At 38.8% G+C, this 19,857-nt stretch carries 18 protein-coding genes; all 18 read right to left on the reverse strand.

Annotated features, from left to right (window positions below):
- Positions 1-21: 21 nt before the first annotated feature.
- The 18 genes from PYS60_RS03545 to PYS60_RS03630 all read right to left on the reverse strand — a co-directional run bounded on the left by PYS60_RS03545 (position 22) and on the right by PYS60_RS03630 (position 19,857).
- On the reverse strand, positions 22-2,217 hold the full coding sequence (locus PYS60_RS03545) for a HelD family protein (protein ID WP_315567761.1): 2,196 nt from the start codon (positions 2,215-2,217) through the stop codon (positions 22-24).
- Positions 2,218-2,275: 58 nt separating this feature from the next.
- Entirely contained in the window at positions 2,276-3,079 is an 804-nt protein-coding gene (trmD, locus tag PYS60_RS03550) for a tRNA (guanosine(37)-N1)-methyltransferase TrmD (RefSeq protein ID WP_315567763.1), read from the reverse strand.
- Between the two features lie 7 nt (positions 3,080-3,086).
- A complete protein-coding gene (gene rimM / locus PYS60_RS03555; RefSeq protein WP_315567765.1) occupies positions 3,087-3,635 on the reverse strand; it encodes a ribosome maturation factor RimM in 549 nt (182 codons plus the stop codon).
- A gap of 58 nt (positions 3,636-3,693) precedes the next feature.
- A complete protein-coding gene (locus PYS60_RS03560) occupies positions 3,694-3,999 on the reverse strand; it encodes a KH domain-containing protein (RefSeq protein WP_315567767.1) in 306 nt (101 codons plus the stop codon).
- 11 nt (positions 4,000-4,010) lie between these two features.
- On the reverse strand, positions 4,011-4,256 hold the full coding sequence (gene rpsP / locus PYS60_RS03565) for a 30S ribosomal protein S16 (RefSeq protein WP_315567768.1): 246 nt from the start codon (positions 4,254-4,256) through the stop codon (positions 4,011-4,013).
- A gap of 55 nt (positions 4,257-4,311) precedes the next feature.
- Entirely contained in the window at positions 4,312-5,787 is a 1,476-nt protein-coding gene (gene ffh, locus PYS60_RS03570; RefSeq protein ID WP_315567770.1) for a signal recognition particle protein, read from the reverse strand.
- A 17-nt stretch (positions 5,788-5,804) separates the two neighbouring features.
- A complete protein-coding gene (locus PYS60_RS03575) occupies positions 5,805-6,137 on the reverse strand; it encodes a sigma factor-like helix-turn-helix DNA-binding protein (RefSeq protein WP_315567773.1) in 333 nt (110 codons plus the stop codon).
- A gap of 74 nt (positions 6,138-6,211) precedes the next feature.
- Positions 6,212-7,129, reverse strand: coding sequence for a signal recognition particle-docking protein FtsY (gene ftsY / locus PYS60_RS03580; protein WP_315567775.1), 918 nt, complete (start codon positions 7,127-7,129; stop codon positions 6,212-6,214).
- A gap of 26 nt (positions 7,130-7,155) precedes the next feature.
- Entirely contained in the window at positions 7,156-10,758 is a 3,603-nt protein-coding gene (gene smc, locus PYS60_RS03585) for a chromosome segregation protein SMC (protein ID WP_315567777.1), read from the reverse strand.
- On the reverse strand, positions 10,755-11,558 hold the full coding sequence (gene rnc / locus PYS60_RS03590) for a ribonuclease III (protein ID WP_315567779.1): 804 nt from the start codon (positions 11,556-11,558) through the stop codon (positions 10,755-10,757). The genes smc and rnc overlap by 4 nt, the downstream gene beginning before the upstream one ends.
- A gap of 12 nt (positions 11,559-11,570) precedes the next feature.
- Positions 11,571-13,085: a hypothetical protein gene (locus PYS60_RS03595; RefSeq protein WP_315567780.1), complete on the reverse strand. Its 1,515-nt coding sequence runs from the start codon at positions 13,083-13,085 to the stop codon at positions 11,571-11,573.
- Between the two features lie 45 nt (positions 13,086-13,130).
- Complete coding sequence (gene acpP, locus PYS60_RS03600; protein WP_315567782.1) at positions 13,131-13,370, reverse strand: acyl carrier protein; 240 nt, start codon at positions 13,368-13,370, stop codon at positions 13,131-13,133.
- A gap of 79 nt (positions 13,371-13,449) precedes the next feature.
- The gene (gene pgsA / locus PYS60_RS03605) at positions 13,450-14,112 is read right to left on the reverse strand and encodes a CDP-diacylglycerol--glycerol-3-phosphate 3-phosphatidyltransferase (protein WP_315567783.1); all 663 of its coding nucleotides are present in this window, start codon (positions 14,110-14,112) and stop codon (positions 13,450-13,452) included.
- Between the two features lie 50 nt (positions 14,113-14,162).
- Positions 14,163-14,633: a regulatory protein RecX gene (locus tag PYS60_RS03610; RefSeq protein WP_315567784.1), complete on the reverse strand. Its 471-nt coding sequence runs from the start codon at positions 14,631-14,633 to the stop codon at positions 14,163-14,165.
- A 29-nt stretch (positions 14,634-14,662) separates the two neighbouring features.
- Positions 14,663-15,841, reverse strand: coding sequence for a recombinase RecA (gene recA, locus PYS60_RS03615; protein WP_315567785.1), 1,179 nt, complete (start codon positions 15,839-15,841; stop codon positions 14,663-14,665).
- Between the two features lie 234 nt (positions 15,842-16,075).
- Positions 16,076-17,098, reverse strand: coding sequence for a hypothetical protein (locus PYS60_RS03620; RefSeq protein WP_315567787.1), 1,023 nt, complete (start codon positions 17,096-17,098; stop codon positions 16,076-16,078).
- Positions 17,099-17,244: 146 nt separating this feature from the next.
- On the reverse strand, positions 17,245-18,561 hold the full coding sequence (locus tag PYS60_RS03625) for a class I SAM-dependent rRNA methyltransferase (RefSeq protein WP_315567788.1): 1,317 nt from the start codon (positions 18,559-18,561) through the stop codon (positions 17,245-17,247).
- Positions 18,562-18,870: 309 nt separating this feature from the next.
- Positions 18,871-19,857, reverse strand: coding sequence for a 2-oxo acid dehydrogenase subunit E2 (locus tag PYS60_RS03630; protein ID WP_315567789.1), 987 nt, complete (start codon positions 19,855-19,857; stop codon positions 18,871-18,873).

Consider the following 19,857-nt stretch of genomic DNA (forward strand, 5'->3'; position numbering starts at 1 on the left):
TTTTAAAAACGCTCCGAACATTTAGGAACATTTAGGCAGCAAAGAAGCGTCCGACAGATAATAAACTCTTAAATTATGTAGAGCACGGCTGCAGGCTACATATAATTCTTTTTGCGCCTGTTCCGGCGGGAAGAATTTACTGTCGGCCAAATAGACAAGAACCGTATCAAATTCTCTGCCCTTAGCTTGCAAAGGGGTCAGAATATATAATTTGAACTCATTTTCTTCCGGCGCAGCATCAGCACAAGAAAGCAATTTTTCCACAGCAAAACCGGTAACGTCAGTTTCAAGTTCGCTGTTGTTGACTAAAAAAGTCTTTAAATCAGTTTGCTGCAAAAAACTGCGGAATTCATCTACTAATTGTACATTCGGTAAAATTACGGCCACACTCATCAAACTTTGGCCGGCTTGACAAAAATCCTGATAAAGTTTTTCAATTTCAGATTTTATAAAATTCCGGCCGTAATTATCGGCAGCTGTACTTTCAATCTTCTTTATTACTACTTCCTGCCCATGGCGCGGAACAGCTTTGACTTCCGTCTGCGGAATAAAATGTCGGCAAAATTCAGTTATTTCTGCTGTAGAACGATATGCCACATTAATTTGGCGGAACAGCAGCTTCTTTTGCTTCTCATAAAATTCTTTTAACTCCTTCATGAAGTTCTGCGGTACATTCCAAGAAATAGCTTGATTAAAATCGGCACATATTGTTTTATCGACCTTATATAAATCTTGTAAAATTATATGTGCTGTCGCCGGCAAATCCTGCGCTTCATCCACCAACAGATGCTTTATCAGCGTTGTATCATAATCTTGGTAAAAATAAACAACCATATAAGCTAAAACCATTTTGTCAATTTCATCCAAGCGCCCGCTTACACTTGCGCACTTATTTATAATCAATTTCTGCTCTGTCGCTGATAATGAACTCAACCAGGAATTAAAGGCCCGACTTTGATAAAACTTTTGCAAAATTACCCTTAAATCACTCTCTCCCAGCATATTTTGCAACTCTTGTTTAATTTCATCCGCTTGATAAGTAAAAGCCTTACCCGGCAAAATATCTTGCAAATAATCGAAAATCAATTGCGGTCGTTTAAACATAGCTTCACAGGAAAATTCCCGGCTGTAAAGGTCCTGCAATAAAGATGTTTCGACATTCAAATCATCCAAATTTAAAGCATGCGGGCAAAAATTATGGTGCGCATAATCAACCACAAAGTCTTGCAGAGCTTCGGCAAAAGCGAACGTACTGCACAAAGATTTTACTTCTACCGCAACCGGTAAATAATTAAAATTTGCGAAAGGCAATTTCTTATGCAGAAAAAGGCTGCGATACAAATTATCCATTGTAATCGTGCTAATATTTTCATCATTCAAATTGGGCAATAATTCCGATATGTACTCGGCAAATTGCTCGTTCGGAGAAATAAAAAGAAAACTGTCTGAATTCCAATCACGATGCAAATACAGTAGATAAGAAACTCGATGTAAGGCAATGGAACTTTTACCTGATCCGGCAATTCCGGATATAAACAGATTTTGCTGTTCCGCCGCTCTAATCAATTCGTTCTGTTCTACTTGAATAGTAGCAACAATTTGTTGCAGATGTCTGGAAGCCGGTTGACTCAAAACCCACTCCAACAACTGATCATTCATTAAATCGCAACGATTATAAATTGCCAATAAACGGCCGCGGCGAATAAGTATTTGTTGTTTCTGCAACAAAGTACCGTGAACCTCATTATCAGCAGCTCTATATGTACACGGACCGATTTGTCCTTCGTAATATAAAGAAGCAATCGGGCTGCGCCAATCGATAATCCACTGTTGATAAGTATCCTCATCCATTAAAGAACAAATACCCAAATGGTAAGTTTCGATTTCTTCTTCATTTTCAAAGCGAAATTGCAAGGCGGCAAAATAAGGTTCAGAACTTAATCTGACTAAATTTCTACTTTCTTTCTCCAAATCTGTCAAATACAAATGCTGCTGCCATAGCTCATGTTGGACAACCGCATTATCCGCTGCATTGGCTCCGCTCTTATATTCCATATGTTCATCGTAAGCAGATTGCTTAAGATTTTTCATATCAATGTTCATATGGGAAATTCTTTGATTAAGACGCTCTCTTAATGTTTGAATATATTTCAGACAATCAGCCAAATAAGCTTGTTCTTCCGTAAAATTGCTAACATTACCTTCTTGAATTTGCATCTTAAACCTCTTTTCCGGTAATCATGTACATTGCAATAATTATAGCAAAATGAAAAAATCATTTTTTAGCCAATTCATCTGCAATAAAATCTGTTAAATCTTCTAATGATAATTCTAATTTATCAAATAAATCCGGCCGTTTAACTAAAGTTTCATGATAGGAACTGAATTTTCTGTAGCGGTTTTGCAAAGCATGATTACCTTGCAAAAGTACTTGAGGTACAGCATAATTGCGCCAAATTGCCGGTTGAGTAAATTGACAGCACTCCAAACTGCCGGTATACAGTGATTCTTCCGTATAAGCAGCAGATTCCGGCAAAACTCCGTTTACCATTCTTAAAGTTGCGTCAACCATACTTAATACTGCCAATTCTCCGCCTGTCAAAACAAAATTACCCAAAGATATTTCCTGAAAAGGTAAAAATTCCAAGACTCGGCTGTCTATACCCTCATAATGGCCGCATAAAAAGAGTAAATGTTCATAAGAATTAGACCAGGAAACAGCCGTATTTTGGGTAAAAACAGGCCCCTTAGGTGAAAGATAAAAAGCTTGAGCTTTCTTTTCCAGCCAAATATTGATAATATCCCGAATGCTTTCGTCTGAATCCGGCGGTATTTCGCTCTCCAGATGCCAAGAAATTGCAGCTAAAAAAGCTTGTAAAATCGGTTCCGCCTGTAAAAGCATACCTCGTGTCCCGGCAAACAACTTATCATCCACTTGCAAACGCTTACCTTTACCGAAATCACGCAAATTAAAAACTCGGTAACTGAAAATCCCTTTTGCTGCAGCTCGGCCGATAATAGAACTTGACAGATAAGAGTTTATTAATTCTGGAAACAATGTAATAATACTGATTTTCATAAATTGCTTAACTGTTCTCCGGACGATATAGCTCAAAGAGACCATGAGGCAAATTTGTATAAATTTTACCGGCAGCTAAGTCTATTTGTAAAATAAATTCGTCAACTTTGGGTAACAGTATATCCGGCTGACCTTTTTGCGAAATTACTAAAACATCCTGTGAGGTATTCTGCAAAACATCTTTAACTATGCCGATTTCTCCGTGTGTTTTATCCACAACACAGCAATTTATCAAATCGCAGACAAAATACTCACCCGGCGCTAAAAGTTTAGCATTTGCCCGCTCAACTTCCACATACCAGTTTTGATATGCCATAATAGCTTCCTTAGTCTCAATCCCCAAGGCCGAAAGTATCAAAGTTTCCGGTTTGCGACCTTGCAAAGACAGCTTAACTTCAATAAAATCCTGCGGATTGTGCGGATTAACCAAGCGCGCATTTTGCAGGTAGGCCAACCTCGCTACATCATCGGAAAATAGCTCTATTTTAAAGGCTCCATGAATTCCATGAGCCGTACGAATCTTCCCAACCTTCAGATATGGTTCTAACTCGTGCATTTTTACTTCCTTATAAAAAGGCCTGTTAAACCGAAAAACGGATTAACAGACCGAAATACTATTCTTCAATTTCATCAACAATATCAACAGCTATTCTTACACCTACTCGGCTAGCTTTAGCCTTGAGTAAAGTTCTGATTGCCTGTGCTCTTTTACCGGCACGACCGATTACTCGACCCATATCTTCATTGTTGACATGGAGTTTCAACACCAATTGGCGTTCCATCTCCACCGGTACAATCTCAATCTCATCCTGATGTTCAACTAGAGGTGACACCAGAATATGCAGCAAATCTTTCAATTCGACTACAGCTTGTTCATAACTGACATTGTCCAGAATTCTTTGACGTCTTTGTCTTTCCATTTTTCCTGTCCTTATTGTTGTTCTTTAGCTTTACGAATTAAAGAACGAACTGTTTCAGTTGGTTGAGCACCTTTTTTTACCCATTCCTCGACTTTAGCTAAATCCAATTGTAAAGCCGACGATTCAGCTTTCGGATTGTAATAACCGATTTCCTCAATGAAACGGCCATCACGCGGGAAACGGGAATCAGCTACAACGACACGATAATGCGGTTGTTTCTTCATACCAATTCTTTTTAATCTGATTTTAACTGCCATAGTTAACTCCTTTATATTTTCTGCAATTGATTTAAATCAATTGTTTTTAGCAAATTTATATTGGTTTATTATTGAAAGGATTTGTCGAACTGTCCAAACTTCCTTGGCGCAGCAATTCTTTCGCTTTAGCTTCCAACTCTTTATTATCAGCTACAAGAGCATTGGGGGCAAAAAACTTCTTGAAAGGATTCATGGAATATCCTGCCTTCTTAGCTTTCTTGTGTTTTGCCATCTTAGGTAAAGAAAATTGTTTCATCAATTTAGCTGTTTGCTCATATTGCTTAATAAGCAGATTAATCTCCGTCACACTCCTGCCTGATCCCGCAGCGATCCGTTTACGGCGTGAAGCATCGAGAATAGAAGGATTCAAGCGTTCTTTCAGCGTCATGGAACGAATAATGGCAATGTTGTAATCAATCATTCGATCATTCAGCTTACTGTCATCAATCTTAGCCATATTCACACCGGGCAGCATGCCGACAATATCTTTCAAAGATCCCATACTTTTAACTTGTTCCAGTTGCGCCAGCATCGTAACTAAGGTGAATTGATTTTTGGTCAAATCACTCATCGTTGTTTTAAGTTTTTCCTGATCGATGTTAGCCGTAACTTTATCAATCAAGCTTAAAACATCGCCCATGCCCAAGATTCTTTCAGCTAAACGTTCCGGGTGAAATTCCTGTAAAGCATCTACCTTCTCACCGACAGTAATGAACTTTATATCTTTTCCGCTTAACTTATGAATAGATAAAGCAGCACCGCCGCGAGCATCGCCATCCAACTTGGTCATTATAAAGCCGGATACTCCGACAGCTTCATCAAACGCCTGCCAAACTTTAACAGCTTCCTGTCCCAACATAGCATCAACTACCAGCAAACGCTCCGTCGGCTTGACAATTTTATCAATGTCCTGTAATTCAGCCATTAATTCCGTATCTACAACCTGACGTCCGGCAGTATCGACAATGAGAACATCACTCATCAAATACGCTGCCTTGGCCAACGCTGCCCGCGCTACAGCCTGAGCCGACTTTTCCTCCGGTTGAATAAAACACGGCACAGCTATACTTTTTGCAAGCACCTCCAATTGTAAAGCGGCCGCCGGTCTGTGCGTATCAACGGAGCAAAGCAAAGGATTTTTACCGTGCTTTTTCAAATATAAAGCCAATTTGGCTGCCGTGCTTGTCTTACCTGATCCTTGCAAACCGTAAAGCATAATTACAGTTAAAGTAGAGGAAGAATAATGTAGCTTATTATCGCTGCCGCCCAAAACCTGTACTAAATTGTCCCGCACAATTTTTACAACCTGTTGACCGGGACTCAAGCTTTCAGCGACATCCTGACCGTGCGCCTTAGTCTTAACTTCAGCAATAAAATCCTTTACCACCTGAATTGAAACATCGGCATCCAACAAAGCCAAGCGAATTTCACGCATCATACCGTCAATATCCTGTTCGGTTAAGCGCGTTTTGCCTCCGAATTTCCGCGTAATTGCTTGTAATTTATCGGCCAAATTTCCAAAAATTGCCATTGCTTCTCCTCTAGCAGTCATTCCGCCTGCAATTTGTCCAAATCAAATTGCAAAGTCTTATAATTCAAATCATCCGCACCGATATTTCGGTACTTATCGATAAATTCCTGTAAACGTCTATTGCGTTCCAGCAAGTGCAAACCGGCTTCCAAATTGTCCATATGTTTCAAAGCGTTACGAATATTAAAATGAATCGTCTGTTTGCTCGTTCCTTGCAAATTTGCCGCTTCCTGCATACTCATGTCTTCTTGATAAACCAACTTCAAAGCAACTTGTTGTTTCTCAGTCAATAATGGCATATATAGATCCAACAGCTCATTAATAGTCTCAGTTTTCTCTAAATCTGTCACTTTGCACCTCTCATAGACATAGTGAGTATATAGAAAACGTTTGCAGCTGTCAAGTATTACTATATGACGATGCCCTAATCATTCTCAGGCAATAAAGCTTTAACGAAGGCTTGAGGATCAAAAGTCAATAAATCATCAATACCTTCACCTACGCCGGCAAAAACAATAGGTGCAATATTAATTTTAGCCAAAGCTATAGCTACTCCGCCCTTACCTGAACCGTCCAACTTGGTTAAAATCAAGCCGTCAACGGGGCAAGTTTCACTGAAATTGACAGCTTGGGCTAAAGCATTCTGACCGTTCAAGGCATCAATAACCAACAAGGTATATACGCGTGCGCCGGCAGCCTCTTTTGCAATTACGCGCTTAATCTTGTCCAATTCCTGCATTAGATTTTTTTTGTTATGCAGACGACCGGCCGTATCAATAATCAACAAATCATAATTTCTGGCTTTGGCGGAACTTATAGCATCATAAACTACAGCAGCCGGATCGGAACCGATAGTCTGACTGATCAACTTGGCTCCCGCACGTTCGGACCAAACTTGCAACTGTTCTATTGCTGCAGCCCGAAAAGTATCAGCTGCACAAAGCATAACCTGCTTTCCTTTTTCCATATATTGATGCGCCAACTTGCCGCAACTTGTAGTCTTACCGGCGCCGTTAACGCCAATAAGTAAGAAAATATTTAAGTTGTTTTCCTGCAAGGATAACTCCTTTTTTTCTCCCAAAATCTTACTGAATTGCTCCTGTAAATTTTGGCAAATAAATTCCGCATCGTCACGACCGGCAGTTTTCATGCCGGCCTTCAGAGATGCCATAATTTCATCAACGTTGGCAGCACCCATATCGGAACGGATTAAACTGTACTCCAATTCTTCCAACTTCGCTTCATCGAACTTGCCTAATTGCAATTTAATACCTTGCAACTGTGCCGTAATTAAATTCCGTGTTTTAGTCAATCCTGCCTTAAATTTATCGAATATTCCCACTGCTGAACTCCTTATTTTCATCCATATTATTCAATTAATTTACTGAACTTATCCTTATCTTCCGCCAAAGCTAATGTCAGAACCTGCGATACTCCCCGTTCCTGCATAGTAACACCGTAAATTCTGGCACAGGCCGACATGGTACTCTTTCTATGAGTAACAACAATGAATTGAGTTTGTAATGCCTGTTTTTGCAAAAATTCAGTAAAGCGAAAAATATTGGCATCATCCAGGGCCGCTTCAACTTCGTCCAAAAGACAGAAGGCCGAAGGTTTTAATTCCTGAATAGCAAACAGCAATGCTATAGCTGTTAAGCAACGTTCTCCGCCGGAAAGCAAGAGCATATTTTGCATTCTTTTTCCCGGAGGACAAGCTTTAATTTCGATATTACTTGTAAGAACATCATTTTCAGTTTCCAAACAAATCTCGCCCTGACCGCCACCGAACAATTTTACGAATATATCTTGAAAATTGCGATTTATCAAGCGGAAACTTTCGCTGAATTTTTCTCTCATGGCCGTTGTAATTTGCGCAATTAATTGATCCAATTCCTTTTTCCCGGCGATAATATCATTATGCTGTTGCTCTATAAAATCATATCTTGTCTGCAATTCCTCATATTGCTTAATAGCATCAATATTAACCGTACCCAATTCCTTAATTTTCGTACGTAAATCGGCCAATTCCGCCGTCACTTTTTTCGGCTGATATGTCGGATCTTTACTTTCCGGCACATCATTAAGGCTCAGCTGATAGTTTTCCCATAATTCCTGCAATAATTGTTGCCTTTTTTGTTCTTCTCTTTCCTGTTGTCCCTGTAAGCGCACTGATTGTGCTTCCAATTTACTTAACAGAGCATGTATCTCATTCAGTTGTTTGAAAGCTCCGCTGTTAGACTGCTCAAAGTCGGCTAAATGCCGTTTCTTTTCGGCTAAAGCCGTTTCTGCCGCCTTTTTATCTTTCTCAACCTGCATATAAGCAACTTGTAAATTCTTCGCCTTATCTTCTTCTTCTGAAAGATCATGCTTAATTAATTGCAACAAAGTCTGATAATTATTTTTTTTGCTTTGTAAAGTTTCGGACCGTTCCTTGATATTACTGATTTTTTCCAAAACTACCTTCAACTCACCGCGTCGCTCGTTTAATTCCAACTCGGCTTGGTGTAATTTTTGCTGTATTTGCGTATCATTTTGTGCCGCATTATTAAGTTCTTCTCTTAAAGTCTGTAAAGCAAGATCCCGCTCTTTTAATTTTTCCTCATTCTCTTTATGTATTTTTAACTTTTCGGCCAGATTTTTATAAGTAGAATGAAAAACACTTTGTCCTTTTTCATAATCATTTTCTGCAATATCGTATTGTTTTTGCAACTCTTGTAATTGAAGTGTTTTTTGCTGCACTATTTGCTTAGATTCAGCTAACTGTAAATGCACTTTCTCCATCAACTGTTTTTGTTTGCTTAAATCCAGTTCAGCTTGAGACAATTTGTTTTCAGCTATTTGAAATTCCTGCTGTTTACCTTTTAAATCCTGTGCTTTTTTCTCTGCTTCCTGTGCGATCTTCCTAATTTCACGTTGTCTCTGTAACAACAACAAAGTCGGAGAATGTTTCTGCTTTTCGCCACCGGCCATAGCACCGCCGACATTAATCTGATCGCCTTCCAAAGTAACTATTTGATATCGCCGATCACAGATATCCGACAACTTTTCAGCTGTCGTCATATTGTCGGCAATTAAAATTCTACCGAGACGATAATTTACCGCAATTCTACATTCCGGCGGACATTCTACCAAATCGGCGGCTAAGCCGACAAAACCGCGGACACGTTTAATTTCATTCTCCTGTTGTAAATTAATGCAATGTGCCTTTAAATTTGCCAAAGGTAAAAAGTTGGCGCGACCGAAATGTTTCTCTTTCAACAAATAAATCAATTCCGCTGCAGTCTTAGCATTATCAGTAACTATATTTTGGAGTGATTGCCCTAAAGCCGTATCAATAGCATAAGTATACTCGGCCGGAACAGTAATCAAATCAGCTAAACTTCCCAAGACACAATCTTTAGCATACAGCTTCTGCTTCTGAATATAAGTCAACAATTGTCGTACCGACTGATTAAATCCCTCATAATTATCAGCAGCTTGTTGTAAGCTGTGCTGTCGATAAGTCAAATTATTAAGTTCAGCTTCCGCTGTTTCTACTACCTTGGAAATTTCCTGTAAATTATGCTTCGACTCGTTGTAACATTCTATTGCTGTTTGCAGAGATTTCTCCGTCTCCTGTTCAATCGTCTGCATTTTTACCAGATTTTTTTGTGCGGCCGTACAATCTTGCTGCAATTGTCTAATAGTAGAATTCTGTTTACTTAAATTATCTTTCTCGACCTGCAAACGGCTTTGATAAGCAGCTTCTTCAGCTTGGATAGTTGCATATTGATTTTGCTGCTCCCAATAAGCTTTTTTATCCTGCTCCAATAAGCGGAATTTTTCCTGCCACTCATTTTCACGTTGCAAAGCCGAAGTTAACTTATCACCGAACTCCGCCTGCAAATTGTTGAATGCAACAGTAGAAAGATCAATAGATTTTCGGATGTCACTCTCAACTTCCGCTTCCCGCGCTAAATCCAGCGTCAAATCTGCAATTTCTTTTTCTAAATCCCGTTGATCAGCCAACTTCTCCTGCTCATTTTGCTGCAACTTAGTTATATTTAACTGCGAAATTTCCAATTGCTGACCTGTACGCAACAACTTATCACTTGTCACCTGTAAACTGTCGCTGTCGCTGTCGATCTGATTCCTTAAGCAATTCAATTTTTCCTGTTGAGCTGTATTAGCAGAAATTAAAGCTTCCTTTTCCTTTTCTTTGTCAGCTATATTATCATTTAAAATTTTAAGATCGGCAGTTAATTCCTGATTTTTAGAACTATAATCCTGCAGTTCATAAAACAAACGTTGCCGATCCAATTTACCGAAACGCTCCTGTAAATCAAGATATTTTCCGGCCGCCTCCGCCTGTTGCTCTAAAGCATGCAATTGTAGCCCTATTTCTCTTTGAATATCCTGAACTCGCAACAAATTATCTTCAGTCTGCTGTAATTTCTGCTCCGCTTCCTCTTTGCGCTTACGATATTTGCTTATTCCGGCAGCTTCATCAAAAATTAAACGGCGGTCTTCGTAACGGGCACTTAAAATTTCATCAATTCGTCCCTGTCCGACTAAAGAATAACCGTTTTTACCTAAACCTGAATCCAAAAACAAATCAATAATATCTTTCAAACGGCAACGCTGCTGATTAATGGCATACTCGCTATCACCGTTTCGATATAAACGACGTTTAATTTCAACTGTAGCAAAATCAAGTTTCAACTCCTGATCGGAATTATCCAAAGTCAGAACAACTTCGGCATAAGCCAGAGGTTTTCTCTGAGATGTACCGGAAAAAATTAAATCCTGCATTTTACTGCCGCGCAAACTTTTAACGCTCTGCTCTCCCAACACCCAAAGCAAAGCATCGGCTATATTCGATTTGCCCGAACCGTTAGGCCCGACTATTGCCGTTATACCTTCATGAAATTGAATATGTGTAGCCTCTGGGAACGATTTAAAGCCATGGATATCAAGCGATATTAACTTCAAAGGTTTACCTCCAACGCCTCTTTCGCCGCATTCTGTTCCGCTTCTTTCTTACTCTTACCGCTTCCTTTGCCGATAACTTTATCCAACAATTTTATTTCTACAGTAAAATGAGGACAATGAGCCGGTCCGGCCTGTGAAGCTAATTCAAATTTCAGCGCCGATAAATCGTATTTTTCCTGAATTCGTTCCAACAATTTCGACTTATAGTCATAAACTAAATTTCCGCTGATTGCCTGTAATAAATATGGTTCCAATAAACTGATACAAATGTTATAAACCTTTTTAGGCAAAGCTATAATTTCATTAACTTTCTTATCCGGATTGCTATCTGTATAATCAAGATATATTGCTGCTAATAAAGCTTCAAAAGCGTTGGCTAAATTTGACGGTTTATCTCTCCCGCCGTTCAGTGCTTCTCCTCGCCCGAGAAGTAAATAATCGCCTAAATTAATATTAGTCGCCGCTAAAGCTAAAGTTTCTTCCCGCACGGTAATAGAACGCAAACTTGTCATTTTTCCTTCATTCAAACGCGGTTGATAATGGAACAGGTAAGTACTGACAATAAATTCCAATATAGCATCACCCAGAAATTCCATTCTTTCATTGTGAATTAAAGCTTTACCTATTTGTTCATAGGAAAAACTCGAATGCGTGAAACTTATGACTAAATTACTCGGGTCCTGAAATTCATAGGCGATTTTTTTATAAAAGTCAGCATAAGACGGGCGTAAAAACCTACGGTATTTTTCAAAAACCCCTTCATCTACCAATTTTTTAAAATTTTCCGCTTTTACTTCCATTTTGTTAGCCTTCTACTTATCTTGCTTATTTAAAACAATATTATCATCGGCAGAGTTAGTCACAGCTTCAGCTTCCTGCTCACTATTCGCATCAGCTGAAATTTCGTTATTAACGTCAACTGCAGCAGCGTCGAGAATAATATCTTCATTTTTTTCTTTTACAGACGAAAGTTTTTCCGTCTCTTCCGTTACAGCTTCATCTTTGGCAGCTTCTTCATTTTCGCACTCATCATGTTTGTTTTGTACTTCCGAAACAGACAGCAATTCATTATTACGTATCTCAGTCTCGCAAATGTCGGAAAAAGGAGCAGCTGAAAAATCATCACTCAAAAGAATATTAGTTATCTTCTCATGTTCAGCTAATATATTCAAAAGACTGTTCCAAGCATTAGTTAAACCGGCTTTTTCAATAGTATCAACAACATTTTCCCAAATAATAAGCTTAGGTCTTCTTTTAATTAAAGAATCCCCATATTTACTTCTCCATGTACTTCCAACCAATAACAAAGGATTGCTCAAACAGGAACTGACAGTAGACGTACTTAAATGAATAAATTCATTCAGTAAATTATACAAATGCTGAATTTCAGTTTGCTGGTTAACTTGACTTTCTCCTTCAGCCAAAGCGGTAAGTTCCTGCTGTAAATCGGAAATCGTAACTATATTATTAAAATGAAAATCACAAGGATTAACCTCAACAATTTCCGCTGCCAAACTTTGTCTCTCTTTCGGCGTTAAAAAATTCAGGCACAAGCCCTTATCACGATACTTCTCATGCATTTGAAAGCTTTGATCATTACTGTACAACTGTCTCAATTCATCTAAATGAATATCAATTTCCTGCACTGAACGATCACATTGAATAATCGCACTTTGGATTTGATCAACTTTTTGCTCCAATTGCTGAACTTTTTTGGTTTTAGCATTAGAATCCGTACCGAACTTATGTTCTTGCAACATTTGATCATTGACTTTTGACAGTTCATCATAAAGTTTGCGTCGTTTAAGACAAATATGATATTTTTTAATCATTACAGGCAAACAGTCATCAAAATGTTCCAACATCAAAAAGCCGCCGACAATACTGACTACTCGTCGATAAAGCAACCAGAATTCGTAAAATTTCTTCTCAGCTTCAGCCTTAAACTTGTCCCCGGCAAAAGTTTGTTCCTGCAACATAAGGACATAATCATCCATCAAAGGCTCCAAAGAACTTAATTCATTATCTATTTTGTCCCTCAATGTGTATAAATTACGCAGAACTTCCCATTCATATGCAGGTGCAAACTGATCCATATCAACGCCATAGTAAAAATACAGCAATGATGATTTACGTAAGTCAACAAAGGAAAAGTCGTCAGCTTCCCCTTCGGTTTCATCAATATGTAAACCTAAGCGCTGACCGCGTTCCAAACAAATGATGTTAACAGGAAATTTAACATCATTATTTTGCTTAACGAAATTTAACGCCTCTGTCTGACAATTAATAATTTTCAACAAACGTGAACCTTGATCCGGTGTCAACATAATAATCCTATCTTCTTTCTGTGAAATAATTTACACTCGCAGAAATTAAATATGTTCCTTGATATATTTAACCGCATCTCCGACCGTTTGAATTTTTTCAGCATCTTCATCCGGAATTTGGAAATTAAACTCTTCTTCCATTACCAAAATCAATTCCACAATATCCAACGAGTCGGCATTCAAATCTTCCAGGAAATTAGCATCCGGTACTACTTCTTCCGGCTTAACATCCAGTTGATCTACTAAAATTTTAGTAACCTTATCCAATATTTCTTTTTCACTCATCTTAATTTTCCTCTCTAAAATTAATTATATTTACGCCTCTCGCCCTTAAACTAAGAGCAATATCAGCCTCAGGTCAGTCCTAATCGGCTTTAAGAAGTTTACGATTAGCATACCAATACGTCAAACCTGATAATACAGTAATAATAACAGAAATCCACGCTAATGCGTTGTTAAAATAATAAAATTGCAGTAATGAACTGTAATCTGAAACAAAATATCTGTCGATCATCGCTCCTGCATGGTGCAAATACAACAAATCTGTCGGTTCGGCCGACCAATAAGCATAAGCACCGTAGATAAAACTGACAGTTACAGCTACCATCTGCACCAAAGTTTTCAGCTTTCCCCAAAAATTAGCTGCAATAACAGTACCGGTCTGTTCAAGTGCAATCAATCTTATAGCGGTTACAAGAAACTCTCGTGCCAAAGTGATAACCGGTATCCAGACACTTATGTAACCTAAATCAACCAGCATAATCATCGTCGCCAAAATCAAGACCTTATCAGCTATTGAATCGACTAGTTTACCGAAATTACTGACATGATTAAATTTACGGGCTAAATTACCGTCAAGATAATCGGTATAAGCTGCCAACCAAAAAAGAATTAAAGAAATAACAATCGTAATAACCGCAGTTATTTTCCTGTCGGAAAAAGCTGAACTGTCGGCAAGATAGGCAAACCCCATAACAAAAGGTATCAATACTACTCGTAAACACGATAATTTATTAGGCAAATTCATATAACAACCACCTGTCACCAAACTACACTAATTATACACTAAACAACTAACTAGCTCATATAATCGCGTAAATAATTCCTTAATGTAGCGACACTGAATCCATGCGCTGTCGCTCTTCTAAGTAAAATTCGTAAAATTTTCTGCTTAGCAGCATAATCACAAGTGTCACTTTTAATTGTCCGCAATAAGTCGCTTGAAGTAGATGATAAATAATCCTCCAGCAAAGAATGCTCATCCACAGTTTGAAAAAAATCCCGTAAAGCAACTTGAGCACAATTATATTCCACCCCTTTACGCAACAACAAAGCTTGCAAGCCGATTTTCCCATAAGCTCCGGAACGACGACACAAATGTAAAATTCTTTCTGCCGCCGCATAATCGTCAAGATATTTCAGCTCACACAATTCATTGATAAGCGTATTAATCTCGTTTGATTGATAATTTTTCCGTAACAGATATTGTCGCAGCTTACCGCTTGTCGGATGATATTTAGTTAAATAGGCAAATGCGACTTGCCGCATTTGCCCGGGGTTATTTTTCGACTCGCAACTCATAACTCATCTAATTCTAAAATATCATCCAATATATTACTCTCGGATTTTTCAGTTGCCTGTTCACTCTTTGCTGCATCGCCGGCAGCAGAAGCTGCAGTTTGGTTGCTACGACTCAATTTTTCGTTAAGTCTGGCATTATCTTCGGCAATTTTAGCTTTAACTTCAGCCATTATCTCTTCACAAACAGCGGGATTGTCAATTAAATATTTAACAGCTTTATCCCTGCCTTGACCCAAACGTTCTTCTTTATAGGAGAACCAGGCGCCTGATTTATTGATGATATTATGTTCGACTGCAACATCGACAACACAGCTTTCGTTGATGACACCTTTACCGTAAATAACGTCGAATGTAGCTTCCTTGAACGGAGGTGCAACCTTATTCTTAGTAATTTTACACCGGGTTCTGGCTCCTATCGGTGTATCGCCCTCTTTCAGAACTTCGCCTTTTCTAATATCCATTCTTACTGAGCTGTAAAATTTCAAAGCACGACCGCCGGTTGTAGTTTCAGGATTACCGAACATAACACCGATTTTTTCACGCAATTGATTGATAAAAATAACAATAGTTTTAGACTGCGAAATGCTGGCAGTTAATTTTCTCAAAGCCTGTGACATTAATCTGGCCTGCAAGCCGACAGAAGAATCGCCCATTTCACCTTCAATTTCAGCTCGAGGTACCAAGGCGGCAACAGAGTCGACAACAACTATATCAACTGAACCGGATCGAACCAGATGATCGACAATTTCCAAAGCTTCTTCACCATTATTAGGCTGAGATAAGACAAGATCAGCAATATTAACACCTAAAGCTTGGGCGTATTCAGGTGAAAGCGCATGCTCGGCGTCAATAATGGCAGCTATACCACCTGCCTTTTGTGCACTGGCAATACAATGTAAAGCTACTGTTGTTTTACCGGATGATTCAGGTCCGTAAATTTCGATAATTCTGCCTCGCGGTAATCCACCTACGCCTAAAGCCAAATCAATTGAAAATATTCCGGTCGGAATAACTGTAATATTCTGTTCCGGCGCTTTTCCTAAAAACATAATTGAACCTGCGCCGAATTTTTTGTCAATTGCAGCCAAAGCCGCTTTCAAAGCTTCATCACGTTCTTCGTTATCAACTCTTGTTACCGTTTGATTGGATTTAGCATTTTTACTTAATTTAGCCATATTACTCCTTTTAGCGTTCTTAATTAATTATTTCCCCGTTTTACTGGAACTTTAGTTCCGATATAAGCACATTATATCACATCTAAAATAACCACATAGGTTATTTTAATACAAAAATTCAAATTAATTCGTTACAAATACTGTCCGGTAAAATATCTTATTTTTGATTTCGCATTTTAACTATTAAAAAAGCCGCTGCAGCAGGCAGCGGCTGATAATTTCGCCAAAATGTCATTACTTAGTAGTAGCAGCCGGCTTTTCTTCCAAAACAGGTAAGCAAAGGAAGAAGTTAATCACAGGATCTGTGGTTGCATCGTTACAATATTGAATAACAACACCTTCATAATTAGTACCGAAATACAAAGCGTCGACGACACTGGTACCGTTATCGAAGCAGGCGCCGATATAGGCATTGTACTTACTATATTGTTCCTGTTTGGCATCAACAACCTTATACTTGTAAGCATTACCGTCTTTATCTGTAATTTCAAAGACATCGCCTTTGCCGAACTTATTAACCCACATATTGTAAGCCACTCTATGTCTGTGACCGTCAAGATAGGTCAATTTGCCGTCATAAGGACTGAATTCCGGACCTACCATTTTGTAAATCATATCGCTGGCCGGCTCTTTATAGAAAATATCATTAGAGTACAAGCTGAAATCGCTGACTTTTTCAAACGGGAACTTAAAGTTTTTCCAATAAACCATATTCGGTTCACGTTTACCTGTTGATTTGAAGTTATCCTTGTTGATAACCTGATCACAAGGTTGTTTAACTTTCATTTCGCCTTCCAAAACAGTTTTCGGATTTTTAGCCTTCAGGCCCTTAATCGGCTCCTGATCGGTAACATCAGTTTTCACATAGCCGGAATCTTTACCGTGATGAATAAAAGACCAACCGTTAGCCAAGTTTTGAATGAGATAAATCTTATCATCCTTTTTCACTTTTGCCAAAACTTTAGTATGCTCTTCCGGATATTGATACACATCGCTATCCTTAAGCATTTTTGTTTGCAGGAAGGGGAAATTATCTCCGTCCTGGTCTTTGACATAATTACGAATCAAGCTGTATTTTAACGGCTTAAAATCATAAGGTTTCGTCTCTTTCTGTTCTGTCGTTTTCGGATCTGTCGGCAAATTACTCAGTACAATTTTTTTATCCGTAGGCTTTGTCTTGCCCTTACCGCTACAAGCTGCTAACGGCAACAACATTGTTCCGGCAACAAGAAGTGATAACACTTTAATCTTTCGCATTGTAATAACTCCCTTTTCTCAATAAAATATACGCCATTACCATAAGCTGCGTATATTTTACAGTATTTTAATTGTCATAATAACTTCAAGTTTATTATATTTTTGTAACACGCCTAAGTTCTTTCATAATAGCAGTAATTTATAAATCAAATAATTTGCAAAAAATAAGTCTTAAGATAGGCTGTTTCCGGCATTGACAGCAATATAGGATGGTCCGGGGCCTGTTCTTTGCGAGCCAGCAATTTAAGTTTTACATCAGCCATCCGTGCCGCTTCAGCCAACATTTTGCTAAAATCTGCTTCCGGCATAAAATGGCTGCAGGACGTCGTCACAAGGTATCCTCCGCGCGGTAAAAGGCGCATTGCCTGATAATTAATATTCAGGTATCCCTTGTATGCGGAATTCTTAACTTCACGCGTTTTAGCAAAAGCCGGCGGATCCAAAAGTATCATATCAAACTTGCCCAATGCTGCCGCTTTATCCCAATCTTCACCCGTGCGATGTTCATTCAAAGCGGTAAGCAGGTTAAAAACATCCGCTTTCATCCAAGTTATTTTCCGACTGTCCAACGCCGGATTCAACGCAGCATTAATTTTAGCCTGATTCAGAGCAGTAGTGCTGATATCAACTGCTAAAACATGTTCAGCGCCGCCTTTCAGAGCATTTAAAGCAAATGAACCTGTATGTGTAAAGCATTCCAGCACATTTTTACCGGCGGCAATTCTTTGCAAAAACAGGCGATTTTCCCTTTGATCTAAAAAATAGCCGGTTTTTTGGCCGTTAACAAAATCAACGCTGAAATTAATACCATTTTCAACAATTCCGACCGGAAGTAACTCTTTTTCTTTATCGGCGGAAGCTGCAGCGCAATAACGCAAACCGGCAAAAGTTTCCAAACCTTCTTTGGCCCGTAAAGGTCCGAGGCTTTTTTCGTATACCAAACGTATACGGATAGAATATTCTTCTCGTAACAGTTGTAATAATTGAGCTTGTAATTCCGGCCAGATTTTAGCAATTCCTAAGGAAAAAATCTCAATAACTAAAACATCGTTGAAGCGATCACATGTTAATCCCGGAAATCCGTCAGCTTCACCGTAAATCAAGCGACAAGCTCCTTCTGCGTTCAGTAATTTTAATTGTTTGCGATACTCAACAGCATAACGCAAGCGCCTTAACCAAAAAGCACTGTCAAATGTTTCATTACGATTATTGCTCAATAGACGTACTGCAATTTGCCCGGCGGCATTATAAAAGCCGCTGCCGAGGTAGGTACCTTTTCTGCTGAAAACATCAACTATATCTCCGCTGCTCCAAGCTGATTGGAAATCGCCGTTCAATGAATCGGATAAGTCATTGCGATACAACCAGAGATGACCTCCGTTCAACCAGGCAACTCCTTTATCAGAGGCAATAATAGGCGGAAATTTCGCTTTTTGTAATCTATCGTTAAATTTATCCGTCATGTTCTATCTCTTTTCCCTTTTCTAATTACTGTAAAGTTAAATTTACAGTATCTTAATAAGAATGACAACCTTTATCTAACTTTGTCTCTTAACATATAAGCATACCATATAAACAGAAATGAATAACACCCCCCTTAAATGTTATTCATACCCTCTCTTAACCCCCTAAGAGTTGTGCTCGATTCGGTATGATCGAGCACTTTTTTATGTCACTTTTTCTGACGACATAAGCCGCCAACGTCTTTCTGCAAGGACAAAAAAAAGCTCCGGTTGCTACTCGCTGCTACTCCAAGAAAAAGATCAAGTTCATTACTTGTCTTCCTTTTCCTCGTTATTTCTACGAATTTTATGCTTCGTCAAATAACCGCGTAATCTTCTTAAAGCTTGCGACTTGGTAATCGGTAAAATGCTTAAGAATCGAGCTTTGGCATCCTCATCAAATTTTTCGTCTTTATTCTTCAACGGTGTTTCCAATAACTCCGGATTAAGAAGATATTTATTCAAGTGTTTCAAGCTTTTCACCAAATAATAACCGTCACATATACGTTCATCAATGGTAAAAGCCAATTCCAGTGATTTGCGCCAATCAAGTTCGCCGTTCTCATAGAAAGGATATTTTTTCAGTCTGCCCACGGTTAAAAAGATACTGCACGTTCCCATTTCATATAAATGATGGAAAACGGCATCGCCGCCTATTGTACCTAAATGAGAAATAAATACGGAAGAATAAAAAGGAAATTGCTGAATTGCCGCCTTAGGAGCCAATCCGTAATAGTCCAGGCACCTATAAATGGCAAAAACCGTACTGATAATACAGCGTGGCATTTTCAAAAGCCACAAAATCGCTTTATCGTCCAAATTCTCTTTGCCGCTGCGCAACAATTTATTTGTTGTATCCATTTTTTCGGCAATAGTAAATAAATCATCATGGTCATCGAATTTCAGTCGGGCAACCGACTCATTCCCCTCGTCAGTTAAACTGTCTTTTACCACATAGAGAATTTCAAAACTGTTACGTTGATAAAGGCGACGTCCGGCGACGAAGCGATTCATTTTAGGCCTTTCGGACATGGTGCGTTGAATCGCGGCAACTAAGACATTGAAAAAAGTTATTTTAATTCCCTGGCGTCTTTTACTTTTTATATAATCACCGATCGCTTCGTAAGGTATATGATACTTATAAAAAATTTGTGATTCTATTCTTGAGCGCATCATATACGGAATGATCAGATTCATCGGATCACCGTCGTTAACTAAATATCCGTCCGGGCGTTGCCTTCTAAAACCAAAAGCCAT

The organism is Amygdalobacter indicium, assembly GCF_029101545.1.
In the GTDB taxonomy this organism is placed as follows: Bacteria; Bacillota; Clostridia; order Saccharofermentanales; family Fastidiosipilaceae; genus Amygdalobacter; species Amygdalobacter indicium.

What these genes read in the sequence shown, in the direction of transcription:
- ffh (WP_315567770.1), bottom strand. Translation starts at nt 5,787, where the DNA reads ATGGCAATTTTTGGAAATTTGGCCGATAAATTACAAGCAATTACGCGG.
- acpP (WP_315567782.1), bottom strand. Translation starts at nt 13,370, where the DNA reads ATGAGTGAAAAAGAAATATTGGATAAGGTTACTAAAATTTTAGTAGAT.
- PYS60_RS03595 (WP_315567780.1), bottom strand. Translation starts at nt 13,085, where the DNA reads ATGTTGACACCGGATCAAGGTTCACGTTTGTTGAAAATTATTAATTGT.
- rnc (WP_315567779.1), bottom strand. Translation starts at nt 11,558, where the DNA reads ATGGAAGTAAAAGCGGAAAATTTTAAAAAATTGGTAGATGAAGGGGTT.
- rimM (WP_315567765.1), bottom strand. Translation starts at nt 3,635, where the DNA reads ATGCACGAGTTAGAACCATATCTGAAGGTTGGGAAGATTCGTACGGCT.
- PYS60_RS03620 (WP_315567787.1), bottom strand. Translation starts at nt 17,098, where the DNA reads ATGCGAAAGATTAAAGTGTTATCACTTCTTGTTGCCGGAACAATGTTG.
- rpsP (WP_315567768.1), bottom strand. Translation starts at nt 4,256, where the DNA reads ATGGCAGTTAAAATCAGATTAAAAAGAATTGGTATGAAGAAACAACCG.
- PYS60_RS03560 (WP_315567767.1), bottom strand. Translation starts at nt 3,999, where the DNA reads ATGGAAAGACAAAGACGTCAAAGAATTCTGGACAATGTCAGTTATGAA.
- PYS60_RS03545 (WP_315567761.1), bottom strand. Translation starts at nt 2,217, where the DNA reads ATGCAAATTCAAGAAGGTAATGTTAGCAATTTTACGGAAGAACAAGCT.
- PYS60_RS03630 (WP_315567789.1), bottom strand. Translation starts at nt 19,857, where the DNA reads ATGGCTTTTGGTTTTAGAAGGCAACGCCCGGACGGATATTTAGTTAAC.
- PYS60_RS03625 (WP_315567788.1), bottom strand. Translation starts at nt 18,561, where the DNA reads ATGACGGATAAATTTAACGATAGATTACAAAAAGCGAAATTTCCGCCT.
- pgsA (WP_315567783.1), bottom strand. Translation starts at nt 14,112, where the DNA reads ATGAATTTGCCTAATAAATTATCGTGTTTACGAGTAGTATTGATACCT.
- recA (WP_315567785.1), bottom strand. Translation starts at nt 15,841, where the DNA reads ATGGCTAAATTAAGTAAAAATGCTAAATCCAATCAAACGGTAACAAGA.
- PYS60_RS03610 (WP_315567784.1), bottom strand. Translation starts at nt 14,633, where the DNA reads ATGCGGCAAGTCGCATTTGCCTATTTAACTAAATATCATCCGACAAGC.
- trmD (WP_315567763.1), bottom strand. Translation starts at nt 3,079, where the DNA reads ATGAAAATCAGTATTATTACATTGTTTCCAGAATTAATAAACTCTTAT.